Annotated in this window: 23 protein-coding genes; 12 read left to right on the top strand and 11 right to left on the bottom strand. The window is 54.7% G+C overall.

Annotation, left to right across the window (positions count from 1 at the left end):
* Nucleotides 1-44: 44 nt before the first annotated feature.
* Both tag and ACOXYR_RS22555 read left to right on the top strand, forming a co-directional pair.
* Nucleotides 45-626 carry a DNA-3-methyladenine glycosylase I gene (gene tag / locus ACOXYR_RS22560; protein ID WP_421355862.1) on the top strand — a complete coding sequence of 194 codons (582 nt, stop codon included), beginning with the start codon at nucleotides 45-47 and terminating at the stop codon, nucleotides 624-626.
* Nucleotides 604-1,050 carry an N-acetyltransferase gene (locus tag ACOXYR_RS22555; RefSeq protein ID WP_421355863.1) on the top strand — a complete coding sequence of 149 codons (447 nt, stop codon included), beginning with the start codon at nucleotides 604-606 and terminating at the stop codon, nucleotides 1,048-1,050. The genes tag and ACOXYR_RS22555 overlap by 23 nt, the downstream gene beginning before the upstream one ends.
* Here ACOXYR_RS22555 and ACOXYR_RS22550 read toward each other — a convergent pair.
* On the bottom strand, nucleotides 1,013-3,292 hold the full coding sequence (locus tag ACOXYR_RS22550) for a molybdopterin guanine dinucleotide-containing S/N-oxide reductase (RefSeq protein WP_421355901.1): 2,280 nt from the start codon (nucleotides 3,290-3,292) through the stop codon (nucleotides 1,013-1,015). The genes ACOXYR_RS22555 and ACOXYR_RS22550 overlap by 38 nt on opposite strands.
* Before the next feature lie 221 nt (nucleotides 3,293-3,513).
* On the opposite strand from ACOXYR_RS22550, the gene ACOXYR_RS22545 reads away from it, so the two are divergent.
* The 6 genes from ACOXYR_RS22545 (at nucleotide 3,514) to ghrB (ending at nucleotide 9,509) form a co-directional block, all read left to right on the top strand.
* Entirely contained in the window at nucleotides 3,514-4,176 is a 663-nt protein-coding gene (locus ACOXYR_RS22545; RefSeq protein ID WP_108476452.1) for an OmpA family lipoprotein, read from the top strand.
* A gap of 96 nt (nucleotides 4,177-4,272) precedes the next feature.
* Nucleotides 4,273-5,289 (top strand): LacI family DNA-binding transcriptional regulator, encoded by a 1,017-nt coding sequence (locus tag ACOXYR_RS22540; RefSeq protein WP_108476453.1) that lies wholly within the window; start codon nucleotides 4,273-4,275, stop codon nucleotides 5,287-5,289.
* 100 nt (nucleotides 5,290-5,389) lie between these two features.
* Nucleotides 5,390-6,139 carry a sugar phosphate isomerase/epimerase family protein gene (locus ACOXYR_RS22535; protein ID WP_108476454.1) on the top strand — a complete coding sequence of 250 codons (750 nt, stop codon included), beginning with the start codon at nucleotides 5,390-5,392 and terminating at the stop codon, nucleotides 6,137-6,139.
* A 3-nt stretch (nucleotides 6,140-6,142) separates the two neighbouring features.
* Nucleotides 6,143-7,081, top strand: coding sequence for a sugar kinase (locus ACOXYR_RS22530; RefSeq protein WP_407731753.1), 939 nt, complete (start codon nucleotides 6,143-6,145; stop codon nucleotides 7,079-7,081).
* A 148-nt stretch (nucleotides 7,082-7,229) separates the two neighbouring features.
* The gene (locus ACOXYR_RS22525; RefSeq protein ID WP_113858366.1) at nucleotides 7,230-8,510 is read left to right on the top strand and encodes an MFS transporter; all 1,281 of its coding nucleotides are present in this window, start codon (nucleotides 7,230-7,232) and stop codon (nucleotides 8,508-8,510) included.
* 21 nt (nucleotides 8,511-8,531) lie between these two features.
* A complete protein-coding gene (gene ghrB, locus ACOXYR_RS22520) occupies nucleotides 8,532-9,509 on the top strand; it encodes a glyoxylate/hydroxypyruvate reductase GhrB (RefSeq protein WP_421355864.1) in 978 nt (325 codons plus the stop codon).
* Between the two features lie 74 nt (nucleotides 9,510-9,583).
* On the opposite strand, the gene ACOXYR_RS22515 is transcribed toward ghrB, so the two are convergent.
* Nucleotides 9,584-10,294, bottom strand: a complete 711-nt coding sequence (locus tag ACOXYR_RS22515; RefSeq protein ID WP_015962550.1) for a DUF3053 domain-containing protein — start codon at nucleotides 10,292-10,294, stop codon at nucleotides 9,584-9,586.
* Between the two features lie 416 nt (nucleotides 10,295-10,710).
* On the opposite strand from ACOXYR_RS22515, the gene ACOXYR_RS22510 reads away from it, so the two are divergent.
* The 3 genes from ACOXYR_RS22510 (at nucleotide 10,711) to cspE (ending at nucleotide 13,068) form a co-directional block, all read left to right on the top strand.
* Nucleotides 10,711-12,081, top strand: a complete 1,371-nt coding sequence (locus tag ACOXYR_RS22510) for an MFS transporter (RefSeq protein ID WP_108476458.1) — start codon at nucleotides 10,711-10,713, stop codon at nucleotides 12,079-12,081.
* A 223-nt stretch (nucleotides 12,082-12,304) separates the two neighbouring features.
* Nucleotides 12,305-12,586, top strand: a complete 282-nt coding sequence (locus ACOXYR_RS22505) for an HTH-type transcriptional regulator (protein WP_108476459.1) — start codon at nucleotides 12,305-12,307, stop codon at nucleotides 12,584-12,586.
* Nucleotides 12,587-12,855: 269 nt separating this feature from the next.
* The gene (gene cspE, locus ACOXYR_RS22500; protein WP_000014594.1) at nucleotides 12,856-13,068 is read left to right on the top strand and encodes a transcription antiterminator/RNA stability regulator CspE; all 213 of its coding nucleotides are present in this window, start codon (nucleotides 12,856-12,858) and stop codon (nucleotides 13,066-13,068) included.
* Nucleotides 13,069-13,231: 163 nt separating this feature from the next.
* Here cspE and hokA (ACOXYR_RS22495) read toward each other — a convergent pair whose 3' ends face one another.
* The 6 genes from hokA (ACOXYR_RS22495) to ACOXYR_RS22470 all read right to left on the bottom strand — a co-directional run bounded on the left by hokA (ACOXYR_RS22495) (nucleotide 13,232) and on the right by ACOXYR_RS22470 (nucleotide 18,040).
* Nucleotides 13,232-13,384 (bottom strand): type I toxin-antitoxin system toxin HokA, encoded by a 153-nt coding sequence (gene hokA / locus ACOXYR_RS22495; protein ID WP_108476460.1) that lies wholly within the window; start codon nucleotides 13,382-13,384, stop codon nucleotides 13,232-13,234.
* A gap of 301 nt (nucleotides 13,385-13,685) precedes the next feature.
* The gene (gene hokA / locus ACOXYR_RS22490) at nucleotides 13,686-13,838 is read right to left on the bottom strand and encodes a type I toxin-antitoxin system toxin HokA (protein ID WP_108476460.1); all 153 of its coding nucleotides are present in this window, start codon (nucleotides 13,836-13,838) and stop codon (nucleotides 13,686-13,688) included.
* Between the two features lie 300 nt (nucleotides 13,839-14,138).
* On the bottom strand, nucleotides 14,139-14,291 hold the full coding sequence (gene hokA / locus ACOXYR_RS22485) for a type I toxin-antitoxin system toxin HokA (RefSeq protein WP_421355865.1): 153 nt from the start codon (nucleotides 14,289-14,291) through the stop codon (nucleotides 14,139-14,141).
* Nucleotides 14,292-14,606: 315 nt separating this feature from the next.
* Nucleotides 14,607-16,676 carry a glycine--tRNA ligase subunit beta gene (gene glyS, locus ACOXYR_RS22480; protein WP_421355866.1) on the bottom strand — a complete coding sequence of 690 codons (2,070 nt, stop codon included), beginning with the start codon at nucleotides 16,674-16,676 and terminating at the stop codon, nucleotides 14,607-14,609.
* 9 nt (nucleotides 16,677-16,685) lie between these two features.
* On the bottom strand, nucleotides 16,686-17,597 hold the full coding sequence (glyQ, locus tag ACOXYR_RS22475; protein ID WP_001168551.1) for a glycine--tRNA ligase subunit alpha: 912 nt from the start codon (nucleotides 17,595-17,597) through the stop codon (nucleotides 16,686-16,688).
* A gap of 137 nt (nucleotides 17,598-17,734) precedes the next feature.
* Complete coding sequence (locus ACOXYR_RS22470) at nucleotides 17,735-18,040, bottom strand: YsaB family lipoprotein (protein ID WP_108476462.1); 306 nt, start codon at nucleotides 18,038-18,040, stop codon at nucleotides 17,735-17,737.
* A gap of 176 nt (nucleotides 18,041-18,216) precedes the next feature.
* On the opposite strand from ACOXYR_RS22470, the gene ACOXYR_RS22465 reads away from it, so the two are divergent.
* The gene (locus ACOXYR_RS22465; RefSeq protein ID WP_108476463.1) at nucleotides 18,217-19,212 is read left to right on the top strand and encodes an acyltransferase; all 996 of its coding nucleotides are present in this window, start codon (nucleotides 18,217-18,219) and stop codon (nucleotides 19,210-19,212) included.
* Here the strand turns inward: ACOXYR_RS22465 and ACOXYR_RS22460 are convergent.
* The 3 genes from ACOXYR_RS22460 to xylA all read right to left on the bottom strand — a co-directional run bounded on the left by ACOXYR_RS22460 (nucleotide 19,209) and on the right by xylA (nucleotide 22,544).
* Entirely contained in the window at nucleotides 19,209-19,541 is a 333-nt protein-coding gene (locus ACOXYR_RS22460) for a YiaA/YiaB family inner membrane protein (protein WP_158529116.1), read from the bottom strand. The genes ACOXYR_RS22465 and ACOXYR_RS22460 overlap by 4 nt on opposite strands.
* Nucleotides 19,542-19,676: 135 nt before the next feature.
* Nucleotides 19,677-21,131, bottom strand: coding sequence for a xylulokinase (gene xylB, locus ACOXYR_RS22455; protein ID WP_421355867.1), 1,455 nt, complete (start codon nucleotides 21,129-21,131; stop codon nucleotides 19,677-19,679).
* Between the two features lie 90 nt (nucleotides 21,132-21,221).
* Nucleotides 21,222-22,544: a xylose isomerase gene (gene xylA / locus ACOXYR_RS22450; protein ID WP_108476466.1), complete on the bottom strand. Its 1,323-nt coding sequence runs from the start codon at nucleotides 22,542-22,544 to the stop codon at nucleotides 21,222-21,224.
* Between the last annotated feature and the right edge of the window lie 96 nt (nucleotides 22,545-22,640).

Raw genomic sequence — 22,640 nt, 5'->3', positions numbered from 1 at the left:
GCAGGTTTTATTATCAGATCAGGGCCATGAAACAGGAGAAGGGTATGCAGCGTTGTGGTTGGGTCAGTCAGGATCCGCTCTATATCGACTATCACGACAAGGAGTGGGGTGTTGCGCAGAGAGACGGGCAGCAGCTGTTTGAAATGATTTGCCTTGAAGGCCAGCAGGCCGGGCTGTCGTGGATAACGGTGCTTAAGAAACGGGAAAACTACCGTCATGCTTTCCACCATTTCGACCCGCGCAAAGTGGCGGCCATGACGGAAGAAGACGTTGAGCGACTGGTGCTGGACGCGGGAATTATCCGCCATCGAGGGAAAATTCAGGCCATTATTGGCAACGCGCGCGCCTGGTTGGCGATGGAAGAAAACGGTGAACCGTTTGTCGATTTCGTCTGGTCATTCGTGGATAACACGCCCGTTGTTACCCAGGCGGCAGAGCTGTCCGGCATTCCCACCTCGACGACCGCGTCCGACGCCTTATCAAAAGCGCTGAAAAAACGTGGCTTTAAGTTTGTCGGCACCACGATTTGCTACTCCTTCATGCAGGCGTGCGGCCTGGTTAACGATCACGTGACGGGCTGTTTCTGCCATCCCGGAGGCCAGCATGATCCGCAAGTGGACAGCTAAATCCCTCGACCCGGTGCTGACGCTGTGGCTGGAAAGCACCACCTTCGCCCATCCTTTTATTGATGAGCTGTACTGGCATGACAGCCTCGCGCTGGTACGCGACGTTTACCTTCCGGCGGCACAAACCTGGGTGTGGGAAGAAAATGACACGCTGCTGGGATTCATCAGCGTAATGGATAACCAGTTTGTCGGGGCGTTGTTCGTGGCCCCGCAGGCATTACATCGCGGCATTGGCAGCGCGCTGCTCAACGAGGTTAAGCAGCGCTATCCGATGTTAAGCCTGGAGGTGTACCAGAAAAATGGCCGCGCGGTGAATTTCTACCATGCGCTCGGCTTTCGCATTGAAGACGGCGCATGGCAGGAGGAGACCAAACATCCCACCTGGATTATGCGTTGGCAGGCGGATCAAACGCCGTTATCGTAAGCGCCGGGCCGCGGTATTTCTCTACCCACGCCAGCGCCGTATTCCCCGCACAACCATTCCCCAGCTTCGAGCTGGGGAGGTCTTTGGTCAGTACGTTGACCGCACCGTTTTTACAGATGCCTCCGGCCTGAAGATCAAGATCCGGCCACGCGCCTTCATGCAGGCAAATCACGCCAGGCTTAATGCCGTCGCTCACCACCGCGCCCGCCAGTACCTGCCCGCGATGATTCCACACGCGCACCAGATCACCATCCTGAATATTTCGTGCACGTGCATCCTGCGGATGCAGGGTAAGCGGTTCCCGCCCCGCGACCGCATACCGCTCGCGAAGGGAGGTGTGGTTGAGCTGGCTGTGCAGACGATGGGCCGGATGCGCGGAAAGCAACTGCAACTGCTGCGGCTCGGCATTGCCGTGCCATTCGTCCGGCGCCAGCCACATTGGATGCGGCGGGCAATCGGCATAATTAAAGCTGGCGATGCGCTCGGAATAAATCTCGATTTTCCCGCTCGGCGTTTTCAACGGATTAGCCTGCGGATCGGCGCGGAAGGCCGCGAAACGCACAAACTGAGCGTTTTGTTCGCTGGTCGGCATTTCGATAAGTTGATTCGCCTGCCAGAACTCCGCAAACGGCGGCAGCGTCACCTGCTGGCTGGCGCCCCGTTCTGAGGCGATCTGATAAAATGTTTCCAGCCATTGCAGGTCGCTTTTGCCTTCGGTAAAACGCTCGCGCCCGCCCGTTTCCCAGCGCTCGCTCAGCTCAGCGAATACCTCAAAATCATCGCGCGCTTCACCCTGCGGCATCACCACGCGCTTCATTGGCACCAGGTGTTGATTACTGTAATCACCGGTCATGGTGAGATCGTTGCGCTCGAAGGATGTGGTGGCAGGCAGCACGATATCCGCATGACGCGCCGCCGCCGTCCAGTTGCACTCGGAAATCACCACCAGTTCCGGGCGCTGCCAGGCGCGAATTAAGCGGTTGGTGTCCTGATGATGCGTAAAGTTGGCCCCACCCGCCCACCAGACGAAACGGATATCCGGGAAGTGTCTGTCCATGCCGTTGTGTTGATACGGTGCGCCAGGGTTTTCCAGTGCCTCGACAATTCGCGCGACGGGGATTTTATCGACCGTATCCGCTCCGCCTTTTACCGCGCCCTGCATCGACGCCAGCACCGCGGCGCGGCGCGTCGGGTTGCCGCCGTTGGCGAAGTGATAGGAGAGGCCAAAGCCCCCGCCCGGCGTACCGATTTGACCGAGCATGGCGGCGAGCGTCACCACCATCCAGTGCTTTTGTTCGCCAAACTGTTGACGCTGCATGCCCCAGCCCGCCATTAACATGGTGGTGTTTTCGTGGAAAAGTTTCGCCAGTTCACGGATTTTAGCTGCACTGACACCACATATGGCTGATGCCCATTCAGCCGTTTTCGGCAGACCGTCACTGTTGCCCAGCAGATACGCTTCAAACCGGGCATAACCGGTCGTACAACGCTGCAGGAATTCCACATCATGCCAGTCGTTTTCCACCAGCGTATGGGCAATGCCGAGCATCATCGCCACGTCCGTCCCCATATGCGGCGCGATCCACTCCATCGTCTCACCAAAGAAATCGACCGTCTCCGAACGCATCGGATCGATGCAGATCAGGCGTTTGCCGCTGTTGCGCAGTTGTTCAAAGTAAGGAATGCCTTGCTCATCCGAAGCGTTCCAGGCAATTTTCAGCGTATTCAGCGGGTTGGCGCTCCACAGCACCACCACGTCCGTATGCTCCAGCACCAGCGGCCAGCTGGTTTGCTGCTGATACACTTCGTTGCCGCCAACCACGTGCGGCATGATGGCCTGCGCCGCGCCGGTCGAGTAATCCCCGAGATGACCGGTATAACCGCCCGCCAGGCTCATATAACGCTGTAACAGCGTCGCCGCTTTATGAAGAACGCCATTGGAGCGCCAGCCGTAGGAACCCGCAAAAATCGAGGACGGGCCATACGTTTCGCGAATACGTTTGTGCTGCGCGTGTATGAGATCCAGCGCTTCGTCCCAGCTTACCCGCACGAATTCGTCCTGCCCACGCACACCCTGCGGCGACGCTGGTGAGGCCAGATAACCTTTGCGCACCATCGGGTAACGCACTCGCGTTTTACTGTGCACCTGATCGCGCACAGCGCTTTGCAAAGAGTTCACAAACGTGGTTTTAAGCGCCCCGCGCGAGGAAAAAACGGTTTCACCGTCGGTTTCGACGAGCATGGGCCCCCAGTGGGCGGCAGTTAAGATCGTGTGCGTTTTCGCTGTATTAGCCAAAGCGTGCTCCTGAGCGTTCGATGCAGGTGTTGTGGCGATAGATTAACCATCACTCATTATTTTTTACATAAATCGGAGTTATAGAGGGAATTTTCCGCTTCTTTCCACGTCATAATCAACCGTCACGGTCGCCGTGGCAAAGAATAAAAAAGGATTAAGGAACTGAGATGAAAAAAAGCGTACTGATGATTGCTGCCGTTGTGAGCGGAGCTCTGGCAGTTTCTGGCTGCACCACTAACCCTTACACCGGTGAGCGCGAAGCGGGCAAATCCGGCATTGGCGCCGGTATCGGCTCTCTGGTTGGTGCCGGTGTTGGCGCACTCTCTTCGTCGAAGAAAGATCGCGGCAAAGGCGCGTTGATTGGTGCGGCAGCGGGTGCGGCTCTTGGCGGCGGCGTCGGTTACTACATGGACGTGCAGGAAGCTAAACTGCGCGACAAAATGCAGGGAACGGGCGTGAGTGTGACGCGAAATGGCGACAACATTGTGTTAAACATGCCGAACAATGTCACCTTCGACAGCAGCAGCGCGACGCTGAAACCGGCGGGCGCGAATACCCTGACCGGCGTCGCGATGGTGCTGAAAGAGTATGAAAAAACCGCGGTGAACGTGGTCGGTTACACCGACAGCACCGGCGGGCAGGATCTGAACATGCGCCTGTCTCAGCAGCGTGCGGATTCCGTCGCCAGCTCGCTGATTACGCAGGGCGTGGCGGCAACGCGCATCCGCACCAGCGGGATGGGCCCGGCGAATCCAATTGCCAGCAACAGCACCGAAGCGGGCAAAGCGCAGAACCGTCGCGTTGAAATCACGTTAAGCCCTCTCCAGTAATACTCCGGCCCGGTAACACCTCGTTTACCGGGCAAATCACTTGCTTAGCCAGATTTTCGCGCTAAGGTGTTCTCACTTTGCAAAGAGAGGCTCCCTATGGCGAAATCAACACGCCCGACAATCAGCGACGTCGCAAAAGCAGCGAAAACCGGCAAAACCAGCATCTCCCGTTATCTTAACGGTGAGAAGCATCTGCTTTCCGATGCGCTTCTGGCGCGTATTGAAAACGCCATCGCCGAACTCGATTATCGCCCCAGCCTGATGGCGCGCAGCCTGAAGCGTGGCCGCACCCGCCTGATTGGTCTGATTATCGCCGATATCACCAACCCCTACTCGGTTAACGTGTTAAGCGGTATTGAGGCCGCCTGCCGCGAGAAAGGGTTCACTCCGCTGGTGTGTAACACCAACAACGAGGTTGATCAGGAGCAACATTATCTCGACCTGCTGCGCAGTTATCAGGTGGAAGGGATTGTGGTCAATGCCGTCGGGATGCGCGAAGAGGCGCTCAATCGCCTGCAACAATCCTCACTGCCGATGGTTCTGATTGACCGTAAAATTCCCGATTTCGCCTGCGATGTGGTGGGGCTCGATAATACCCAGGCAGCAACAACCGCCACCGAACATCTCATTGACCAGGGTTTCGAAGCCCTGCTGTTTCTCAGCGAACCGCTGGGCACCGTCAACACCCGCCGCGAACGTCTGGCGGCGTTTAATGCCACCCTGGCGCGCTACCCAGGCGTGCTGGCCGAAAATGCGGAAGTGCCGCTGGCTGAGAATGCACTGCTGGATAATACTCTGCGCCAGTTTCACACCCGCTATCGCGGCATGCGCAAAGCAATTATCTCCGCTAACGGCGCGCTCACGTTACAGGTTGCCCGCTCGCTCAAACGCATCGGTTTGAACTGGGGCAGCGATATTGGACTGCTGGGTTTCGATGAACTGGAATGGGCAGAACTGGCGGGTGTCGGCATCACCACCCTCAAACAGCCCACCTGGCAGATTGGTTTTGCGGCGGTCGAACAGGTCGTGCGCCGCATCGAAGGCGGCAGCACCGCCATCCATGAACAGGTTTTCTCTGGTGAACTGATTATCAGGGGATCAACCTCCCGTTAACGATCCTTCGTGATGACGATCATAAATTCAACATCCTGAGCTTTTCTTTGGAACCGGTTCCATCTAGCGTATTAACTATACGATGACGCTGGAGTTCCCCATGAAAAGACAAATTATCGTGGTTACCGCCGCTTACGGACATGACCAGGTCCGCGCCGCGGGTGGCCAGGCGGCGATGCTGCCGATAATCGCGAAAGCCGGGGCGGACGGTGTTGAAATCCGCCGCGAGATGTTTAATGACGCCGAGCTAAACGCCCTGCCAGAACTGGCATGCGCGATTGAAGCGCAGAAATTACTGGCCTGCTATTCCGCCCCTGAACCGCTGTTTCTTGCCGATGGCACGCTTAACCCACACCTTCCCGCCCTGCTCGAAGAAGCTCGCACGCTGAACGCCCTGTGGCTGAAAGTCTCCCTCGGCCATTTCGAGCGCAAAGCGCCGCTCGAAACCCTGCGTACCTGGCTGGAGGTCAGCGGCATGGCGCTGGTGGTAGAAAACGACCAGACCGAATGCGGCCAGTTGCCGCCGATGCAGCGCTTCAAAGCCGCCTGCCGTGTACTCAACCTACCCGTGCGCCTGACCTTTGATATGGGTAACTGGCTATGGGTTGGAAACTGCCCGCAGGAAGCTGCCCAGCAACTGGCGCCTTCGGTGTGCTACATCCACGTTAAAGCGGCGACACCACATCATGACAGCTTCCGCGCCGTACCACCTGACCCCATTAATACCGACTGGCTGGACGTACTGCGCGCCCTGCCCGCCGATGCGCCGCGTGGAATTGAGTTTCCGCTGGAAGGCAACGACCTGACCGCAGTAACCCGTCGCTATGTCGAACTGTTACGCGAGGATTAAGCAATGCATAAGCAACTGGATGTCATCACCATCGGTGAAGCCATGGCGATGTTTGTGGCAACACAAACGGGCGATCTCAGTGAGGTGGAGCAGTTTATCAAACGTGTCGCCGGGGCTGAGCTCAACGTGGCAACCGGGCTGGCGCGTCTGGGCCTGAATGTCGGCTGGGTCAGCCGCGTCGGGAACGACAGCTTCGGCCAGTTTGTCATCAATAGTCTGAAAAAAGAGGGAATTGATGCGACGGGCGTTACCTGTGATGCACGTTTCGCAACCGGCTTTCAGGTGAAATCTAAAGTTGAAAATGGAACCGATCCCATCGTGGAGTATTTCCGTAAAAACTCAGCGGCCAGCCATCTTTCGCTTGAGGACTTCAACGATAACTATTTCGCCAGCGCACGCCATCTACACTTAAGCGGCGTGGCAGCAGCGCTTTCTGACTCGTCCTACGCCCTGCTCGACCATACGGCCCAAACAATGAAAGCCCAGGGCAAAACAATTTCATTCGACCCGAACCTGCGCCCGGTGCTGTGGAAAAGCGAGGCGGAGATGGTGGAAAAACTTAATCACCTGGCGTTCCAGGCCGATTGGGTTTTACCCGGTTTGAAGGAGGGCATGATTCTGACCGGCGAACAAACGCCGGAAGCTATCGCCGATTTCTATCTGGCTCGCGGTGTAAAAGCGGTGGTGCTGAAAACTGGGGCGGACGGCGCCTGGTATAAAACCGCAGATGGAGAAAAAGGCTGCGTCGCGCCGGTGAAAGTCGACAAGGTGGTCGATACGGTGGGCGCGGGCGATGGCTTCGCCGTCGGGGTAATCAGCGCCCTGCTGGAAGGACGCTCGTTGCATGATGCGGTAACCCGCGGGAATAAGATTGGCGCACTGGCCATTCAGGTTCAGGGCGACAGCGAAGGATTACCGACGCGTGAGGCGTTGGGGGTGTAGTGCATTTCCCTCTCCCTCAAGAGAGAGGGGACAGATTGTGCAGATTATTGGTTTTCCCCCTCTCCCTGTGGGAGAGGGCCGGGGTGAGGGCTCCCGCGCGCACCTTTCCCGAATAACACTCTGACCCTACAACTACAGAGGCAGGACTATGAATAGCTCAACCAATGCAGCCAAACGCTGGTGGTACATCATGCCAATCGTGTTTATCACGTACAGCCTGGCGTACCTCGACCGCGCAAACTTCAGCTTCGCTTCCGCCGCAGGCATTAACGAAGATTTAGGCATCACTAAAGGGATCTCCTCCCTGCTGGGCGCCCTCTTCTTCCTCGGCTACTTCTTCTTTCAGATCCCCGGCGCGATGTATGCGGAACGCCGCAGCGTGCGCAAACTGATTTTCGTCTGCCTGATCCTGTGGGGAGCCTGTGCCTCACTCACCGGGATGGTCAACAATATTCCAATGCTTGCCGCCATTCGCTTTATCCTCGGCGTCGTGGAGGCAGCGGTAATGCCCGCAATGCTGATTTACATCAGCAACTGGTTCACCAAATCCGAACGTTCGCGCGCCAATACTTTCCTGATCCTCGGTAACCCGGTGACGGTGCTGTGGATGTCGGTGGTTTCGGGCTACCTGATTCAGGCGCTCGGCTGGCGTGAAATGTTTATTATTGAAGGCTTCCCGGCCATCATCTGGGCATTCTGCTGGTGGGTGCTGGTAAAAGATAAACCGGCGCAGGTAGGCTGGTTGTCTGAATCCGAAAAAACGGCCTTGCAGGCCGAGCTCGATAAAGAGCAGCAGGGCATTAAAGCCGTGCGTAACTACGGCGAAGCGTTCCGTTCACGCAACGTGATTCTGCTGTGCATGCAGTATTTCGCCTGGAGCATCGGCGTGTACGGTTTCGTACTGTGGCTGCCGTCGATTATTCGCAGCGGTGGCGCAAACCTTGGGATGGTAGAAGTGGGCTGGCTCTCTTCGGTGCCGTATCTGGCCGCAACAACCGCGATGATTCTGGTCTCCTGGGCTTCCGATAAAATGCAGAACCGTAAACTGTTTGTCTGGCCGCTGTTGCTGATTGCCGGTTTCGCCTTCATCGGTTCCTGGGCAGTGGGTGCCAACCACTTCTGGATCTCCTATACCCTGCTGGTTGTCGCCGGTGCTGCGATGTACGCGCCGTATGGCCCGTTCTTCGCCATCATCCCGGAAATGCTGCCGCGCAACGTCGCAGGCGGTGCGATGGCATTAATCAACAGTATGGGCGCACTGGGCTCATTCTTTGGCTCCTGGTTCGTCGGCTACCTTAACGGCGCGACCGGTTCGCCGTCTGCCTCTTACATTTTCATGGGGGTGGCGCTTTTCGCCTCGGTATGGCTTACTTTGATTGTTAAGCCTGCTAAGAATCAACAACTTCCCGTTGGCGCACGCCACGCTTAAATCACACTTACGGAGAGTCGCATGAAGCCGTCCATTATTCTCTACAAGGCACTGCCTGACGATCTACTGCATCGCCTGGAAGCCCACTTTACCGTTACGCAGGTGCCAAACCTGCGCCCGGAAACCGTCCAACAGCACGCAGAGGTGTTTGCTAACGCCGTCGGCCTGCTGGGCTCCAGCGAAGCCGTTAACGAAGCGCTGCTGGAGAAAATGCCGAAGCTGCGCGCGACCTCGACCGTCTCCGTAGGATATGACAACTTTGATGTTGAAGCCCTGAACGCGCGTAACATTCTGCTGATGCATACGCCAACCGTTCTGACGGAAACCGTCGCCGATACGGTGATGGCGCTGGTGCTCAGCACCGCGCGTCGGGTGGTGGAAGTCACCGACCGTGTAAAAGCGGGCGAGTGGAAAAAAAGCATCGGGCCGGATTGGTTCGGTACCGATGTGCACCATAAAACGCTGGGCATTGTAGGGATGGGGCGCATCGGCATGGCGCTGGCTCAGCGCGCGCACTGCGGATTCGGCATGCCGATTCTGTATAACGCGCGCCGCCAGCATCCGCAGGCCGAAGAGCGTTTCAGCGCGCGTTATTGTGACCTCGACACGCTGTTGCAGGAATCCGATTTCGTGTGTCTGATCCTGCCGCTCACCGACGAAACGCATCATCTTTTCGGTAAAGAACAGTTCGCGAAAATGAAATCCTCCGCCATCTTTATTAACGCAGGGCGTGGCCCAGTAGTGGACGAGCAGGCGCTGATTGCCGCGCTGCAGGCGGGTGAAATCCACGCTGCCGGGCTGGATGTATTCGAGAAGGAACCGCTGCCGGTCAGCTCACCGCTGCTGACGCTGCCGAACGTTGTTGCGCTGCCGCATATCGGTTCTGCGACGCATGAGACGCGCTTTAACATGGCGGCCTGCGCGGTGGATAACCTGATTGATGCGTTGCAGGGGAAGGTTGAGAAGAACTGCGTTAATCCGCAGGTAATAGGGAAATAAATCGAATAAGGCGGGGATTACCCGCCTTATTTTGTCGGATGGCGGTCTAAATTAAAACGCCATCTAACATGCCGTCACTTCGTCGCTTCAACCGCTGCGTTCCAGGCCTGAGTAAATGCCTGATGCTGGGAAGCCAGTGGGCCAATCAGCGAGTTATACTGACTCGCCTGCTGTGAGGTCGGGAACTGAATACCGTTCGCCACGAAGCTCACCTGCTCGCCCTGCTGCGCGACAAAATCCCCGACCTGAACCAGCTGCTGCGTGAAGATTTGCGCCGCCGGGATCAACGGCTGCATTGCATTTGCAGGCGCCGTCACCACTTTGCTGTATACCTGGTCAAAGACCGGCTTCAGGTCATCCGCCTGTTTCAGCGCCGCATGTGCCGCATCGGCCTGCATCTTCGCATTTTCCAGTTGTTGGCTCAGCACGCCCAGCGAACCGTTCGCCTGACGCAGCGGCTCGCGCTGAGTCATATAATCCTGCGGTACGCGAATGGCGTTAACGCTATCGACAACCGGGCGCAGACCCGCATCCATCGCCTGGCTCACCTGCTGCGAATAGCCGTAAATGACGGCGTAATCGGAGACAAAAGGACCAAACTGTTTTTTCTGGTCAGCGGTCAGCGTTGGCAGACGTTCACCCCCACGCATCACTGTATTTTGCAGGAAATCGACAAACGCTTTGCGCTGGTCGCCTTCTTTATCAAAACACCCACTCAGGCTAACAACCATCAATAACGCCGCAACAGGCGCAAACCAGCGAGAGCAGGACTTTCCTGTCGCCATTTTATTACTCCTTCAGCCAAAAAAAGCGCAAACAGGCACCCGCGTGCCCGACGCTGACAAGGATAGTCCAGCAGCGCGTTGCAGGATACCTTTTCCTGACAAAGTTATGGCAGGAAATTGCCGTGTGGAAAGGGATAAAACATGGATGTTAATACATTGTTGCACGCATCACATTTATGACCACAACCTTTATGCGAAAAATCATGATTAATCTATTGTTTTAAAATGATTTTAAACTCAGCGTGCGATTACCTCCCCCTGAGCAGTACGATAATCGCACACTTCCTGATTTCCCCTGCATTGTCGCCGCAAACGTAAAGTGTTTTGATGAATTGAACGATTACCGGAAATAGGTTCGATAATCGCACAACTTCATGGGGGAGAACGCCTCTCCCGCTGTTTTCAGGAACTGCCACATGACGAAAACAACCACGGATATTCAGGCTTTTATCAACGATCATCCCTTTTCTAAATACCAGTGGATGATCCTCGCATTATGCTTTGTTACCGTCGCCATGGACGGTTTCGATACCGCAATTATTGGCTTTATCGCTTCTGACCTGGTGCAGGAATGGGGTGTGCAGAAAGCGGATCTCGGGCCGGTGATGAGCGCCGCGCTGGTTGGCCTGGCAGTTGGAGCCTTAACGGCAGGCCCGATGGCGGATCGCATTGGCCGCAAGAAAGTGCTGGTGCTGTCGATTCTGGTTTTTGGCGGCTTTAGCCTGGTCACCGCGTTTGCCACCAACCTCACCCAGCTTACGCTGCTGCGTTTCCTGACCGGGCTGGGCCTGGGTGCGGCGATGCCCAATGCCGCCACCCTGATGAGCGAATATGCGCCAGAGCGTCGTCGCGCACTGCTGGTGAATCTGATGTTTGTGGGCTTCCCGATCGGCTCGTCGATGGGCGGGTTTATCTCAGCGTGGCTTATTCCTCACTACGGCTGGCAGAGCGTACTGATCCTCGGCGGCGTCATGCCGCTGGCGCTGGCGGTGCTGCTGATTTTCCTGCTGCCGGAATCTGCACGTTATATGGTGGTCAAAAACCAGCCTCAGCACAAAATCGCCACCATCCTCAAACGTATCGCCCCGGTAGCGGATAACGCGAGTTTTGTCTTGCAGGAAGCCGGGCAGGTAAAAGAGAAATCGGCGCTGGGGGTGATTTTCTCGCCTCGCTATGCCGTCGGCACGGTGATGCTGTGTCTGACCTACTTTATGGGCCTGCTGATTTTCTATTTACTGACCAGTTGGCTGCCGCTGTTAATCCGCGAAACCGGCGCTTCGTTGAGCCAGGCATCCATTATCACCGCCCTCTTCCCCTTAGGCGGTGGTATTGGCGTGCTCATCCTGGGTGCCCTGATGGACAAACTCAACCCGAATAAGGTGGTGGCGGTAGGCTACGTACTGACCGGCGTTTTTGTCTGCCTTGTTGGGTTCTCAACCAACAGCCTGGTGCTGATGGGCGTAATGGTCTTTATTGCCGGTACCATCATGAACGGCGCGCAATCCTCGATGCCGGCTCTCGCGGCGGGTTTCTACCCGACACAAGGGCGTGCAACGGGCGTGGCGTGGATGTTGGGTCTGGGCCGTTTCGGCGGCATTCTGGGTGCATTCAGTGGGGCGTTCCTGATGCAGGCGGAACTCTCCTTCCAGACCATTTTCACGCTGCTGGCGGTTCCTGCCCTGGTGTCTGCTCTGGCGCTGCTGGTAAAACACCTGGTCAGCCAGCGGCAGACGCTGAAGCGCGAAGCGGAAACACCTGCATTAAACAACAATACGCAGAAAGCCTGAGTTAGCGAGCCGACGGTTCAGCCGTCGGTTTTAGCGATTTTTTACAAAAATATACCTGGCGGCGCTAGCCTTGATTTATGGGCAATTTTTGCGCTATTTGCGCTGTGTGGAAAACGATCCTACGAATAATCACTTACGCAACCAACTTTTGTTCGGATTTCCCGACTATTCTTAACAGGCTGTACCTATTCACGATCACGCTGTGTGTATATAGGAGTTATCAATGGAAGAAAAAGATCCAACATTTGAACTGCTGAGCAGTCTGGAACAGATTGTCTTCAAAGATGCATCATCAGTGATTACCCTGACACCTAAGCCCTCCATCTTTACCGAGTTCGAAGAGCTTCGCAAAAGCACCGGTTTGCAGATGACAGAGTTTGCTAAAGCAATGGGCGTAAGTGTTTCCACGGTACAGGAATGGGAGTCCAGAAGGCTGAAGCCTTCAGTTACCGAACTTAAATTGCTACGTCTGATTCAGGCTGACCAACAAATTGTTAACAGCTAACCACCTGAAAAAGAGATGTTTATTAATTATTTAACGGCCCTTTTTCAGGGCCGTTTTATGTTTTTATCAGATAACGTTTGCGTTTAGGGGCAGAAGTATGCGTTAATAGCTTCACGGTTTGACGCACAGACCACAAAGCAGTTGAGTAAAGCAGTTCCCTTCAAGGTTATCCATTGGTACCCCTCGTAGCGACATTTCCTTTACGCTTTAAATTCTGTAAAGCATGCCATATTGCCGTAAGGCTCACTTAATTTATAAAGGTAATTTCTATGTCCGGTAAAATGACTGGTATCGTAAAATGGTTCAACGCTGATAAAGGTTTCGGCTTCATCACTCCTGACGATGGTTCTAAAGACGTGTTCGTACACTTCTCTGCTATCCAGAACGATGGTTACAAATCTCTGGACGAAGGTCAGAAAGTGTCCTTCACCATCGAAAGCGGCGCTAAAGGCCCGGCAGCTGGCAACGTAACTTCCCTGTAAGTTCAAGCCACTCAGTATTCGAATCCCTGCCCTCGGGCGGGGATTTTTTTTGCCTGTGATATAGCGTCGAAGCGTTAAGATATATTTGCAGCATAAATAAAAGGGTGCATTGAAAATGCATCGCACCGTAAGAATGGCGGAGATTTCTCCCCGCCAGATACTCTTACTTTTTATTGCCACAGGCTAAAAATGCCGCCAACTCGTTATTTCCCTGTTTGATATGCAATTCACACAGTGAATCTCTCACCATCCAGGTAAATAATAAAAGCGTGAAACAAACCACGACCAAGCCAAATAATACATATTTTTGCGGCATTCCCAGCCTCCGGTGTTGATTTCCAACAAGCAAGAGGCTACCTTTATGGTGTTCATGCATAGAGGGGCCTCACTTTGATTTATAGTCAGGTGGGGCTTTTCTCTGTCTGCCTTTCGGTGATACCTGAGACACACAGTCTCAAGCACCCGTTTCTATTCTAGCAACAACCGCTATTTCAAAAGAATTGATGTTTTCTGAAAAGAATCTTCCAGATAGAGCGGAAGGGTTCTTTTTATAAAAGGGTGCATTGAAAATGCATCGCACTGTGAGAATGGCGGAGATCTCTCCCCGCCAGATACTCTTACTTTTTATTGCCACAGGCTAAAAATGCCGCCAGCTCGTTATTTCCCTGTTTGATATGCAATTCACACAGTGAATCTCTCACCATCCAGGTAAATAATAAAAGCGTGAAACAAACCACGACCAAGCCAAATAAAACATATTTTTGCGGCATCCCCAGCCTCCGGTGTTGATTTCCAACAAGCAAGAGGCTACCTTTATGGTGTCTATGCATAGAGGGGCCTCACTTTGATTTATAGTCAGGTGGGGCTTTTCTCTGTCTGCCTTTCAGTGATACCTGAGACAAACAGTCTCAAGCACCCGTTGCTATTCTAGCAACAACCGCTATTTCAAAAGAATTGATGTTTTCTGAAAAGAATCTTCCAGATAGAGCGGAGGGTTCTTTTTATAAAAGGGTGCATTGAAAATGCATCGCACCGTGAGAATGGCGGAGATCTCTCCCCGCCAGATACTCTTACTTTTTATTGTCACAGGCTAAAAATGCCGCCAGCTCGTTATTTCCCTGTTTGATATGCAATTCACACAGTGAATCTCTCACCATCCAGGTAAATAATAAAAGTGTGAAACAAACCACGACCAAGCCAAATAATACATATTTTTGCGGCATTCCCAGCCTCCGGTGTTGATTTCCAACAAGCAAGAGGCTACCTTTATGGTGTTGATGCATAGAGGGGCCTCACTTTGATTTATAGTCAGGTGGGGCTTTTCTCTGTCTGCCTTTCGGTGATACCTGAGACAAACAGTCTCAAGCACCCGCTTTTATTCTAGCAAACAAGGTCATCGCAAAAGAATTAATGCAATCCGAAAAAATTTTCGATAAATAAATACATTAACAGGTTTGTATTAATAAACTCATTATTACGCGTCTATTTAAACCCATAAAAAAAACCTGCCAGATGGCAGGTTTTTTTCGACACTAAACTTACTGCAGCAGCGAAATATCCGCAACCTGCAGGAACAGTTCACGCAGCTTCGACAGCATGGTCAGTCGGTTGATGCGCAGTTCTTTGTCATCCACCATCACCATCACTTTGTCGAAGAAAGCATCGACGGGTTCACGCAATTCAGCCAGCTCAACCAGCGCTTCCTGATAACGCCCTTCGGCGAAAGCCGGTGCCAGTTTGTCACGCAGCACGACTACCTGCATTGCCAGCGCAATTTCTTCTGGCTCTTTCAGGGTCGCCGCGTTTACGCGGTCATTCAGCACTTCATCGGTTTTCGCCAGGATGTTAGACACACGCTTGTTGGCCGCAGCCAGTGCAGACGCCGCTTCCAGGGTACGGAAGTGAGAGACTGCTTTCATACGCGCATCGAAATCTGCCGGACGAGTCGGACGACGCGCCAGCACGGCCTGGATGGTGTCAACGGTGTAACCGGCATCCTGGTACCAGGCGCGGAAGCGCCCCAGCATAAAGTCGATAACGTCATCAACCACGTTGACGTTAGTCAGCTTATCACCATACAGGCGCGCCGCTTCTTCGGTCAGGGTTTGCAGATCAAGATTGAGGTTCTTCTCAACGATAATACGCAGCACGCCGAGTGCCGCACGACGCAGCGCAAACGGGTCTTTGTCGCCTTTAGGATGCTGGCCAATACCAAAGATACCCGCCAGGGTGTCCATCTTGTCAGCAATCGCCAGTGCGCAGGCTACCGGGTTAGAAGGCAGGTCATCACCGGCAAAGCGCGGCTGATACTGCTCGTTCAGTGCCACGGCAACATCTTCCGCTTCGCCATCGTGACGTGCGTAGTGCATACCCATTACGCCCTGAGTGTCGGTGAACTCAAAGACCATGTTGGTCATCAGGTCGCACTTAGACAGCAGGCCCGCACGGGTAGCGTGATTCACATCCGCGCCAATTTGTTCGGCAATCCAGCCAGCCAGCGCCTGGATACGGTCAGTTTTGTCACGCAGCGTACCCAACTGTTGCTGGAACAGCACGGTTTGCAGGCGCGGCAGGTTATCTTCCAGACGTTTTTTGCGGTCGGTATTGAAGAAGAACTCGGCATCAGCCAGACGCGGACGAACCACTTTCTCGTTGCCGGAGATAATCTGCTGCGGATCTTTGGACTCGATGTTGGAAACGAAGATAAAGTTCGGCAGCAGTTTGCCGTCGTTCGCATACACCGGGAAGTACTTCTGGTCACCTTTCATGGTGTAAACCAGCGCTTCGGATGGAACGGCGAGGAATTTCTCTTCGAATTTCGCGGTCAGCACAACCGGCCACTCCACCAGCGAGGTCACTTCCTCAACCAGACTGTCGCTAAGATCAGCCTTACCGCCAATTTTACGCGCCGCTTCTTCGGCATCCGCTTTAATCTTCGCTTTACGCTCAGCGTAATCGGCGATGACTTTCCCACGCTCACGCAGAATTTCCGGATACTGATCGGCATTGTCGATAGTGAATTCCGGCTCGCCCATAAAGCGGTGGCCGCGAATTACGCGATCGGACTGAATACCCAGAATGGTTGCCGGAATGACTTTATCGCCCAGCAGCAGGGTCACGGTGTGAACCGGACGCACGAAGTGTACGTCGGACGCGCCCCAGCGCATCAGTTTCGGAATCGGCAGTTTCGAAAGCGACGTCGCGACCATATTCGGCACCAGCGCTTCAGTGCTTTCGCCTTTCACGTGAGCGCGATAGAGCAGCCATTCGCCTTTGTCGGTAGTCAGACGTTCAGCCTGGTCTACGGTGATCCCGCAGCCACGCGCCCAACCTTCTGCCGCTTTGCTCGGTTTGCCTTCGGCGTCGAAAGCCTGAGCTATCGCCGGGCCGCGTTTTTCAACTTCGCGATCGGCCTGAGCTTCCGCCAGGTTAGCAACCTTCAGCGCCAGACGACGCGGGGCAGCAAACCATTCAACGTTGCCGTGTGCGAGGCCGGCGTTATCCAGCTCCGCAGTGAAATTCGCAGCGAAGGACTCAGCCAGGCTGCGCAGTGCTTTTGGTGGCAGCTCTTCAGTGCCGATTTCCACCAGAAAAGTTTTTTCAGACATGGCCGCCTCTTACTTGTCTTTGTTGCACATCGGGAAGCCGAGGGCTTCACGGGAAGCATAATAAGCTTCTGCCACTGCTTTGGTCAGGGTACGAATGCGCAGAATGTAGCGCTGACGCTCGGTGACGGAGATGGCTTTACGCGCATCCAGCAGGTTGAAGCTGTGGGCGGCTTTCAGAATACGCTCGTAGGCTGGCAGCGGCAGCGGATTTTCCAGCGCCAGCAGCTGCTGCGCTTCTTTCTCGTACTGCTCGAAGCAGGTGAACAGGAAGTCCACATCCGCGTATTCGAAGTTGTAAGTGGACTGCTCCACTTCGTTCTGATGGAAGACGTCACCGTAGGTGGTTTTACCCAGCGGGCCGTCGCTCCAGACCAGGTCGTAAACGCTGTCTACGCCCTGAATGTACATAGCCAGACGTTCCAGACCGTAGGTGATCTCGCCGGTAACCGGTTTACATTCCAGGCCGCCAACCTGCTGGAAGTAAGTGAACTGCGTCACTTCCATGCCGTTCAACCACACTTCCCAGCCCAGCCCCCAGGCGCCCAGCGTCGGGTTTTCCCAGTTATCTTCCACGAAACGGATGTCGTGGATGGTCGGGTCCATTCCCAGCTCTTTCAGGGAACCGAGGTACAGCTCCTGAATGTTGTCCGGCGATGGCTTGATGACCACCTGGAACTGATAATAGTGCTGTAAACGGTTCGGGTTTTCGCCGTAACGGCCATCGGTCGGACGACGGGAAGGCTGCACATAAGCAGTTGCCATCGGCTCTGGCCCCAGCGCGCGCAGGCAGGTCATTGGGTGAGAGGTTCCCGCGCCAACTTCCATGTCCAATGGTTGAACAATGGTGCAGCCCTGGCGAGCCCAGTAATCCTGTAAGGTCAGGATCAAGCCCTGGAAGGTCCTGGTATCAAACTTTTGCATATTATTTCGTGCTGGATACGTGTGGATTTAAAGGAAGGGATCAGTATACCCGCTGGATGGAAGATATACAGTATGAAAGCGGCCTGTTTAGGGAAAATAGAGGAAACAGGCCGACTTTTGGTGCCATATTGCTGCGCTTAACGCATCGATAAGTGCAAAAAATCACCATTTACATCAAAAGAGCAGACAAAACCTTCATTGCGGGCAGTATAGCCGCGTAATTCATAGCTGCCCTGAAAACGCTCAAAGCCCGTGACGTCAATTTTCTGCGCCGCGGTGTTATAGCGCTCTGCCGCCCGTTCTTTGCATAAATTTTCCATTCCCAGCGAGCGCGCAGGGTTCGCTTTCGCATTTTGCGCTTTCATCGGCGCCACGGGTTCAGACGCGGCGCATCCCGCCAGTAATATCCCCATTAGCAGGGGAAGAAGTCGCTTCATCATCATTTTTCATTACCGCCTTACGATCGGGCTGTTATTTTAGTGGGTAGTCACTGCTGTGATGGCATTCTGCGAATCACACCACAACACGACAAGTGTGGGGTGAAAAACTCAGAATAATCCAGTCAAATAGCCTAATAAAAATCGAGTCACACTTTGTTTGAAAGGAGAAACCTGCCCCAATGCAGCCCAAAATAAACTGGATTGATAACCTACGCGGAATAGCCTGCCTGATGGTAGTGATGATCCATACGACAACCTGGTACATTACCAACGCGCACAGTATCAGCCCGGTGAACTGGGATATTGCGAATGTTCTCAACTCGGCTTCACGCGTAAGCGTGCCGCTGTTCTTCATGATTTCCGGCTATCTGTTTTTCGGCCCGCGCAGCGCTCAGCCGCGCCATTTTCTGCGGATTGCGTTGTGCCTGCTGTTTTACAGCGCGGTGGCGCTTATCTATATCGCGGCTTTCACACATATTAATATCGAAGGGTCGCTTAAGAATATCCTGCAGAAGCCTGTTTTCTATCACCTGTGGTTTTTCTTCGCCATTATCGTGATTTACCTGGTCTCACCGCTGATTGAGGTGAAAGCAATTAGCGGCAAAATGCTGTTGGCGTTGATGGTGGTGATTGGCATTATCGCTAATCCCAACACGGTGACGCTGAAAACCGACGGTATTGAATGGCTGCCGGTGAATCTCTATATCAACGGTGACACCTTCTACTACCTGATTTACGGCCTGCTGGGGCGCGCCATCGGCATGATGGAGACGCAAAAACGCGGATTAAGCTGGCTGTGTGGCATCGGTTTTGTACTGGCAGTGGTGGTGATTTCGCGCGGCACGCTGCACGAACTGAGCTGGCGCGGCAACTTTGCCGACACCTGGTATCTCTATTGTGGGCCGATGGTGTTTATCTGCGCGGCGACGCTGTTTGTGGTGGTAAAAAACGGTCTCAACGACCGCGTATTGCCGGGATTAGCGCTAATTTCACGCCATTCACTCGGCATTTACGGTTTCCACGCGCTGATTATTCACGCCCTGCGCAGTAGCGGCGCAGACATGAAAAGCTGGCCACTGCTCGATATCGTGTGGGTTTTCTGCGCCACGATTGCGGGGAGTCTGTTACTGTCAATGCTGGTACAACGCGTGGATAGTAAACGGTTTGTCAGCTAGCGCCAGCGCGCCGCACCGTATGTCGCGGCAAACCAGGCGATAATGCAAAGCCCCTTTTCCGTGAGGCTAAGGGGCAAATTCCAGACACCTACCAGCATTAACCCCGTTGCCAGCAGCAACACAAATCGACACAGCCCGGCGAAACGCCCTTCGTCCTTCTCTTTTCCGGTTAACCGCTGGTACGTTAGTACGGTGAATACACCAAGAACCAACACAGCCAGAAAATAGCCTTTATCCGTCAACTGCGGGCAGTCTCCCCACAAACAGACCACATAGAGAATAACTCCCGCACATAACAGACCCTGCGGGGCATTGAGTGCTAACTTCATGGCGATCTCCTTATCCATAGCAAACGCATTATGAACGGAAACCGCAGCGCAACATTAGAGCAACACGAAATTTCCAGCAAATTCGGAATTCATCAATTCTGGCAGGAGATCCGCCCCCTCACGGGGCGGAGAACATCAGGACATCAGCGGCAGAAGTTGCTGATAGAGTTGACGGAAGGTTTCGCGGCGCGGCACATAGTGCGCATGGCGCTGTGCGTCCGGGTAGTGCGCCTGCTCAAGCGGTAACTGCGGCAGCAGGTCAGCAAATGGTTTATCGTGGCGAATCGCCAGTTGCGCCAGACGCGCCGCGCCCAGCGCCGGGCCAACATCACCGCCGGTGCGGTAATCCAGTTGCTGACCGCTGATATCCGCCAGCATCTGGCGCCAGTAAGCGCTACGCGCGCCACCGCCAATCAGGGTCACACTTTTCGGTGTGACGCCGCAGGCGTGAACCACATCCATACCGTCGGCCAGCGCAAAACCCACGCCTTCCAGCACCGCACGCGCCAGTTCCGCCGGGCCGTGCTGATGCGTCAGACCAAAGAAAACGCCCTTAGCCTGCGGATTATTGTGCGGCGTACGCTCACCGGAAAGATACGGCAGGAACCACACCGGCCCGGCACGCTCATCGGCGGATTGCGCCGCGTTAATCAGCGTCGGTACACTCTCCAGACCGGTGAGTTTTGCCGCCCAGTCGAGGCACGACGCGGCACTCAGCATCACCGACATTAAATGCCAGCGCCCCGGCAGCGCATGACAGAAGCTGTGCACCGCGCTTTCTGGCTTGCTGAGGAAACCTTCGCTTACCGCAAAGTAAACACCTGACGTACCGAGCGAGAGCATCGCCTGCCCGGCATCCGCCATGCCTACGCCGACCGCGCCCGCCGCGTTGTCACCGCCGCCCGCAACCACCGGCACCGCTGGCATATTCCACGCCTGCGCGACAGATGGCAGCAGCGTGCCGGTAATATCACAGCCTTCAAACAGCGCAGGCATGTTGTCACGGCTCAGCCCACAGGCCGCGAGCATCGTGTCGCTCCAGTCGCGTTTTGCCACGTCCATCCACATCGTGCCCGCCGCGTCAGACATGTCGCTGGCGAATTCACCGGTAATACGCAGGCGCAAATAATCTTTTGGCAGCAGGACTTTATCGACCTGAGCAAAAATCTCCGGCTCGTGGCGCTTCACCCACAACAGTTTCGGCGCGGTAAAGCCGGGCATCATCAGGTTGCCGGTAATCTGGCGGGAATTTTTCACGGCCTCTTCCAGCAACTGGCACTCTTGCGCGCAGCGGCCATCGTTCCACAGAATTGCCGGTCGAAGTACGCGCTGCTGCTTGTCGAGAAGGGTTGCGCCGTGCATCTGCCCGGCAATGCCTAACGCTTTAACATCCTGTAGGCTGTGCTGTTGCGCGAGCGCTTTAATCGCGCGATCGGTCGCCAGCCACCACTGCTCCGGATCCTGTTCAGACCACAGCGGATGCGGGCGCGAAACGGTGAGTTTTTCCGTTTGCGAGGCGACAACGTCTCCTGCCTCATTGAGCAGGATAGCTTTGACGCCGGAAGTACCCAGATCAATCCCAATATACATAGCGATCGTTCCTTACAAAAAGCCCGGTTTCGCTCACGCTTACCGGGCCTGCATAATCAGGCCGGACGAAAAATCGCCCGGCGGCTTCCATTATTTGTCGAACAGGTAATGATTCACCAGGTTTTCCAGCAGTTCCTGATGACCGCTCTGATGCTGCGGTGCCAGTTGATGCTGCTCGGCATATTTTGCCAGTTCCTGCAGCGACATCTGCCCTTTCAGGATTTGCTGACCCAGTTCACCGTTCCAGCCCGCGTAACGTTTGGCCACACGTTTATCCAGCTCGCCGCCTTCAATCATACGCGCCGCCACCTTCAGCGACAGCGCCATGGTGTCCATCGCGCCAATATGGCCGTAGAACAGGTCATATTTATCGGTGCTCTGACGGCGAACTTTCGCGTCAAAGTTCAGGCCGCCGGTGGTGAAACCGCCCGCCTTGAGAATTTCGTACATCACCAGCGCATTCTCTTCCACACTGTTCGGGAACTGGTCGGTATCCCAGCCCAGCTGCGCATCGCCGCGGTTGGCGTCAACGGAACCAAACAGACCCAACGCAATTGCGGTAGCGATTTCATGGTGGAAAGAGTGACCTGCCAGCGTCGCATGGTTCGCTTCGATGTTCAGTTTAATCTCTTTTTCCAGGCCGAACTGTTTGAGGAAGCCATAAACGGTCGATGCATCGTAATCATATTGATGCTTGGTCGGTTCCTGCGGTTTCGGTTCGATAAGCAGAGTGCCCTGGAAGCCAATTTTATGTTTGTGCTCAACCACCATCTGCATGAAGCGGCCAATCTGCTCGCGTTCCTGACGCAGGTCGGTGTTCAGCAGGGATTCGTAGCCTTCACGGCCTCCCCACAGCACGTAGTTCTCGCCGCCCAGTTTGTGGGTCGCGTTCATGGCGGTGAAGACCTGAGTCGCCGCCCAGCTAAAGACTTCCGGGTCTGGGTTCGTTGCGGCACCTGCGCCGTAGCGTGGGTTAGTAAAGCAGTTCGCCGTACCCCACAGCAGCTTCACACCGCTCTGCTGCTGTTTTTCGGCCAGCACGTCTACCATCTGCGCGAAGTTGTTCAGGTACTCTTTTAGCGACGCGCCTTCCGGTGACACATCCACGTCGTGGAAGCAGTAATAAGGTACGTTCAGCTTATGGAAGAATTCAAATGCGACATCCGCTTTGCGTTTCGCCAGTGCAATGGCTTCGCCCGGTTGCTGCCACGGGCGGTCGAATGCGCCCACGCCAAACATATCTGCGCCATTCCAGCAGAAGGTGTGCCAGTAGCAGGCGGCGAAGCGCAGGTGATCTTCCATCCGTTTACCCAGCACCAGTTCGTCAGGGTTGTAGTGACGGAAAGCCAGCGGGTTTTCCGTTTTCGGGCCTTCGAAACGAACACGATCCAGTTGGTCGAAATAAGCTTGCATAATGAACTCCATAATCAGATACGCGGCGAGGAATAATTCGTTATCTAATACTGAGTTCAGATTTTCTGTTCCTCAATTACGTTATTTCACACTGCG

Source organism: Pseudocitrobacter faecalis, assembly GCF_965231525.1.
GTDB lineage: Bacteria > Pseudomonadota > Gammaproteobacteria > Enterobacterales > Enterobacteriaceae > Pseudocitrobacter > Pseudocitrobacter faecalis.
Note: the sequence above shows the minus strand (reverse complement) of the source record. Positions and strands in the feature narration are given on the sequence as shown.

Excerpts from the sequence above, each read along its gene's own strand:
- tag (WP_421355862.1), top strand. The coding sequence starts at position 45 with ATGCAGCGTTGTGGTTGGGTCAGTCAGGATCCGCTCTATATCGACTAT.
- ACOXYR_RS22555 (WP_421355863.1), top strand. The coding sequence starts at position 604 with ATGATCCGCAAGTGGACAGCTAAATCCCTCGACCCGGTGCTGACGCTG.
- ACOXYR_RS22550 (WP_421355901.1), bottom strand. The coding sequence starts at position 3,292 with ATGCTCGTCGAAACCGACGGTGAAACCGTTTTTTCCTCGCGCGGGGCG.
- ACOXYR_RS22545 (WP_108476452.1), top strand. The coding sequence starts at position 3,514 with ATGAAAAAAAGCGTACTGATGATTGCTGCCGTTGTGAGCGGAGCTCTG.
- ACOXYR_RS22540 (WP_108476453.1), top strand. The coding sequence starts at position 4,273 with ATGGCGAAATCAACACGCCCGACAATCAGCGACGTCGCAAAAGCAGCG.
- ACOXYR_RS22535 (WP_108476454.1), top strand. The coding sequence starts at position 5,390 with ATGAAAAGACAAATTATCGTGGTTACCGCCGCTTACGGACATGACCAG.
- ACOXYR_RS22530 (WP_407731753.1), top strand. The coding sequence starts at position 6,143 with ATGCATAAGCAACTGGATGTCATCACCATCGGTGAAGCCATGGCGATG.
- ACOXYR_RS22525 (WP_113858366.1), top strand. The coding sequence starts at position 7,230 with ATGAATAGCTCAACCAATGCAGCCAAACGCTGGTGGTACATCATGCCA.
- ghrB (WP_421355864.1), top strand. The coding sequence starts at position 8,532 with ATGAAGCCGTCCATTATTCTCTACAAGGCACTGCCTGACGATCTACTG.
- ACOXYR_RS22515 (WP_015962550.1), bottom strand. The coding sequence starts at position 10,294 with ATGGCGACAGGAAAGTCCTGCTCTCGCTGGTTTGCGCCTGTTGCGGCG.
- ACOXYR_RS22510 (WP_108476458.1), top strand. The coding sequence starts at position 10,711 with ATGACGAAAACAACCACGGATATTCAGGCTTTTATCAACGATCATCCC.
- ACOXYR_RS22505 (WP_108476459.1), top strand. The coding sequence starts at position 12,305 with ATGGAAGAAAAAGATCCAACATTTGAACTGCTGAGCAGTCTGGAACAG.
- cspE (WP_000014594.1), top strand. The coding sequence starts at position 12,856 with ATGTCCGGTAAAATGACTGGTATCGTAAAATGGTTCAACGCTGATAAA.
- hokA (WP_108476460.1), bottom strand. The coding sequence starts at position 13,384 with ATGCCGCAAAAATATGTATTATTTGGCTTGGTCGTGGTTTGTTTCACG.
- hokA (WP_108476460.1), bottom strand. The coding sequence starts at position 13,838 with ATGCCGCAAAAATATGTTTTATTTGGCTTGGTCGTGGTTTGTTTCACG.
- hokA (WP_421355865.1), bottom strand. The coding sequence starts at position 14,291 with ATGCCGCAAAAATATGTATTATTTGGCTTGGTCGTGGTTTGTTTCACA.
- glyS (WP_421355866.1), bottom strand. The coding sequence starts at position 16,676 with ATGTCTGAAAAAACTTTTCTGGTGGAAATCGGCACTGAAGAGCTGCCA.
- glyQ (WP_001168551.1), bottom strand. The coding sequence starts at position 17,597 with ATGCAAAAGTTTGATACCAGGACCTTCCAGGGCTTGATCCTGACCTTA.
- ACOXYR_RS22470 (WP_108476462.1), bottom strand. The coding sequence starts at position 18,040 with ATGATGATGAAGCGACTTCTTCCCCTGCTAATGGGGATATTACTGGCG.
- ACOXYR_RS22465 (WP_108476463.1), top strand. The coding sequence starts at position 18,217 with ATGCAGCCCAAAATAAACTGGATTGATAACCTACGCGGAATAGCCTGC.
- ACOXYR_RS22460 (WP_158529116.1), bottom strand. The coding sequence starts at position 19,541 with ATGAAGTTAGCACTCAATGCCCCGCAGGGTCTGTTATGTGCGGGAGTT.
- xylB (WP_421355867.1), bottom strand. The coding sequence starts at position 21,131 with ATGTATATTGGGATTGATCTGGGTACTTCCGGCGTCAAAGCTATCCTG.
- xylA (WP_108476466.1), bottom strand. The coding sequence starts at position 22,544 with ATGCAAGCTTATTTCGACCAACTGGATCGTGTTCGTTTCGAAGGCCCG.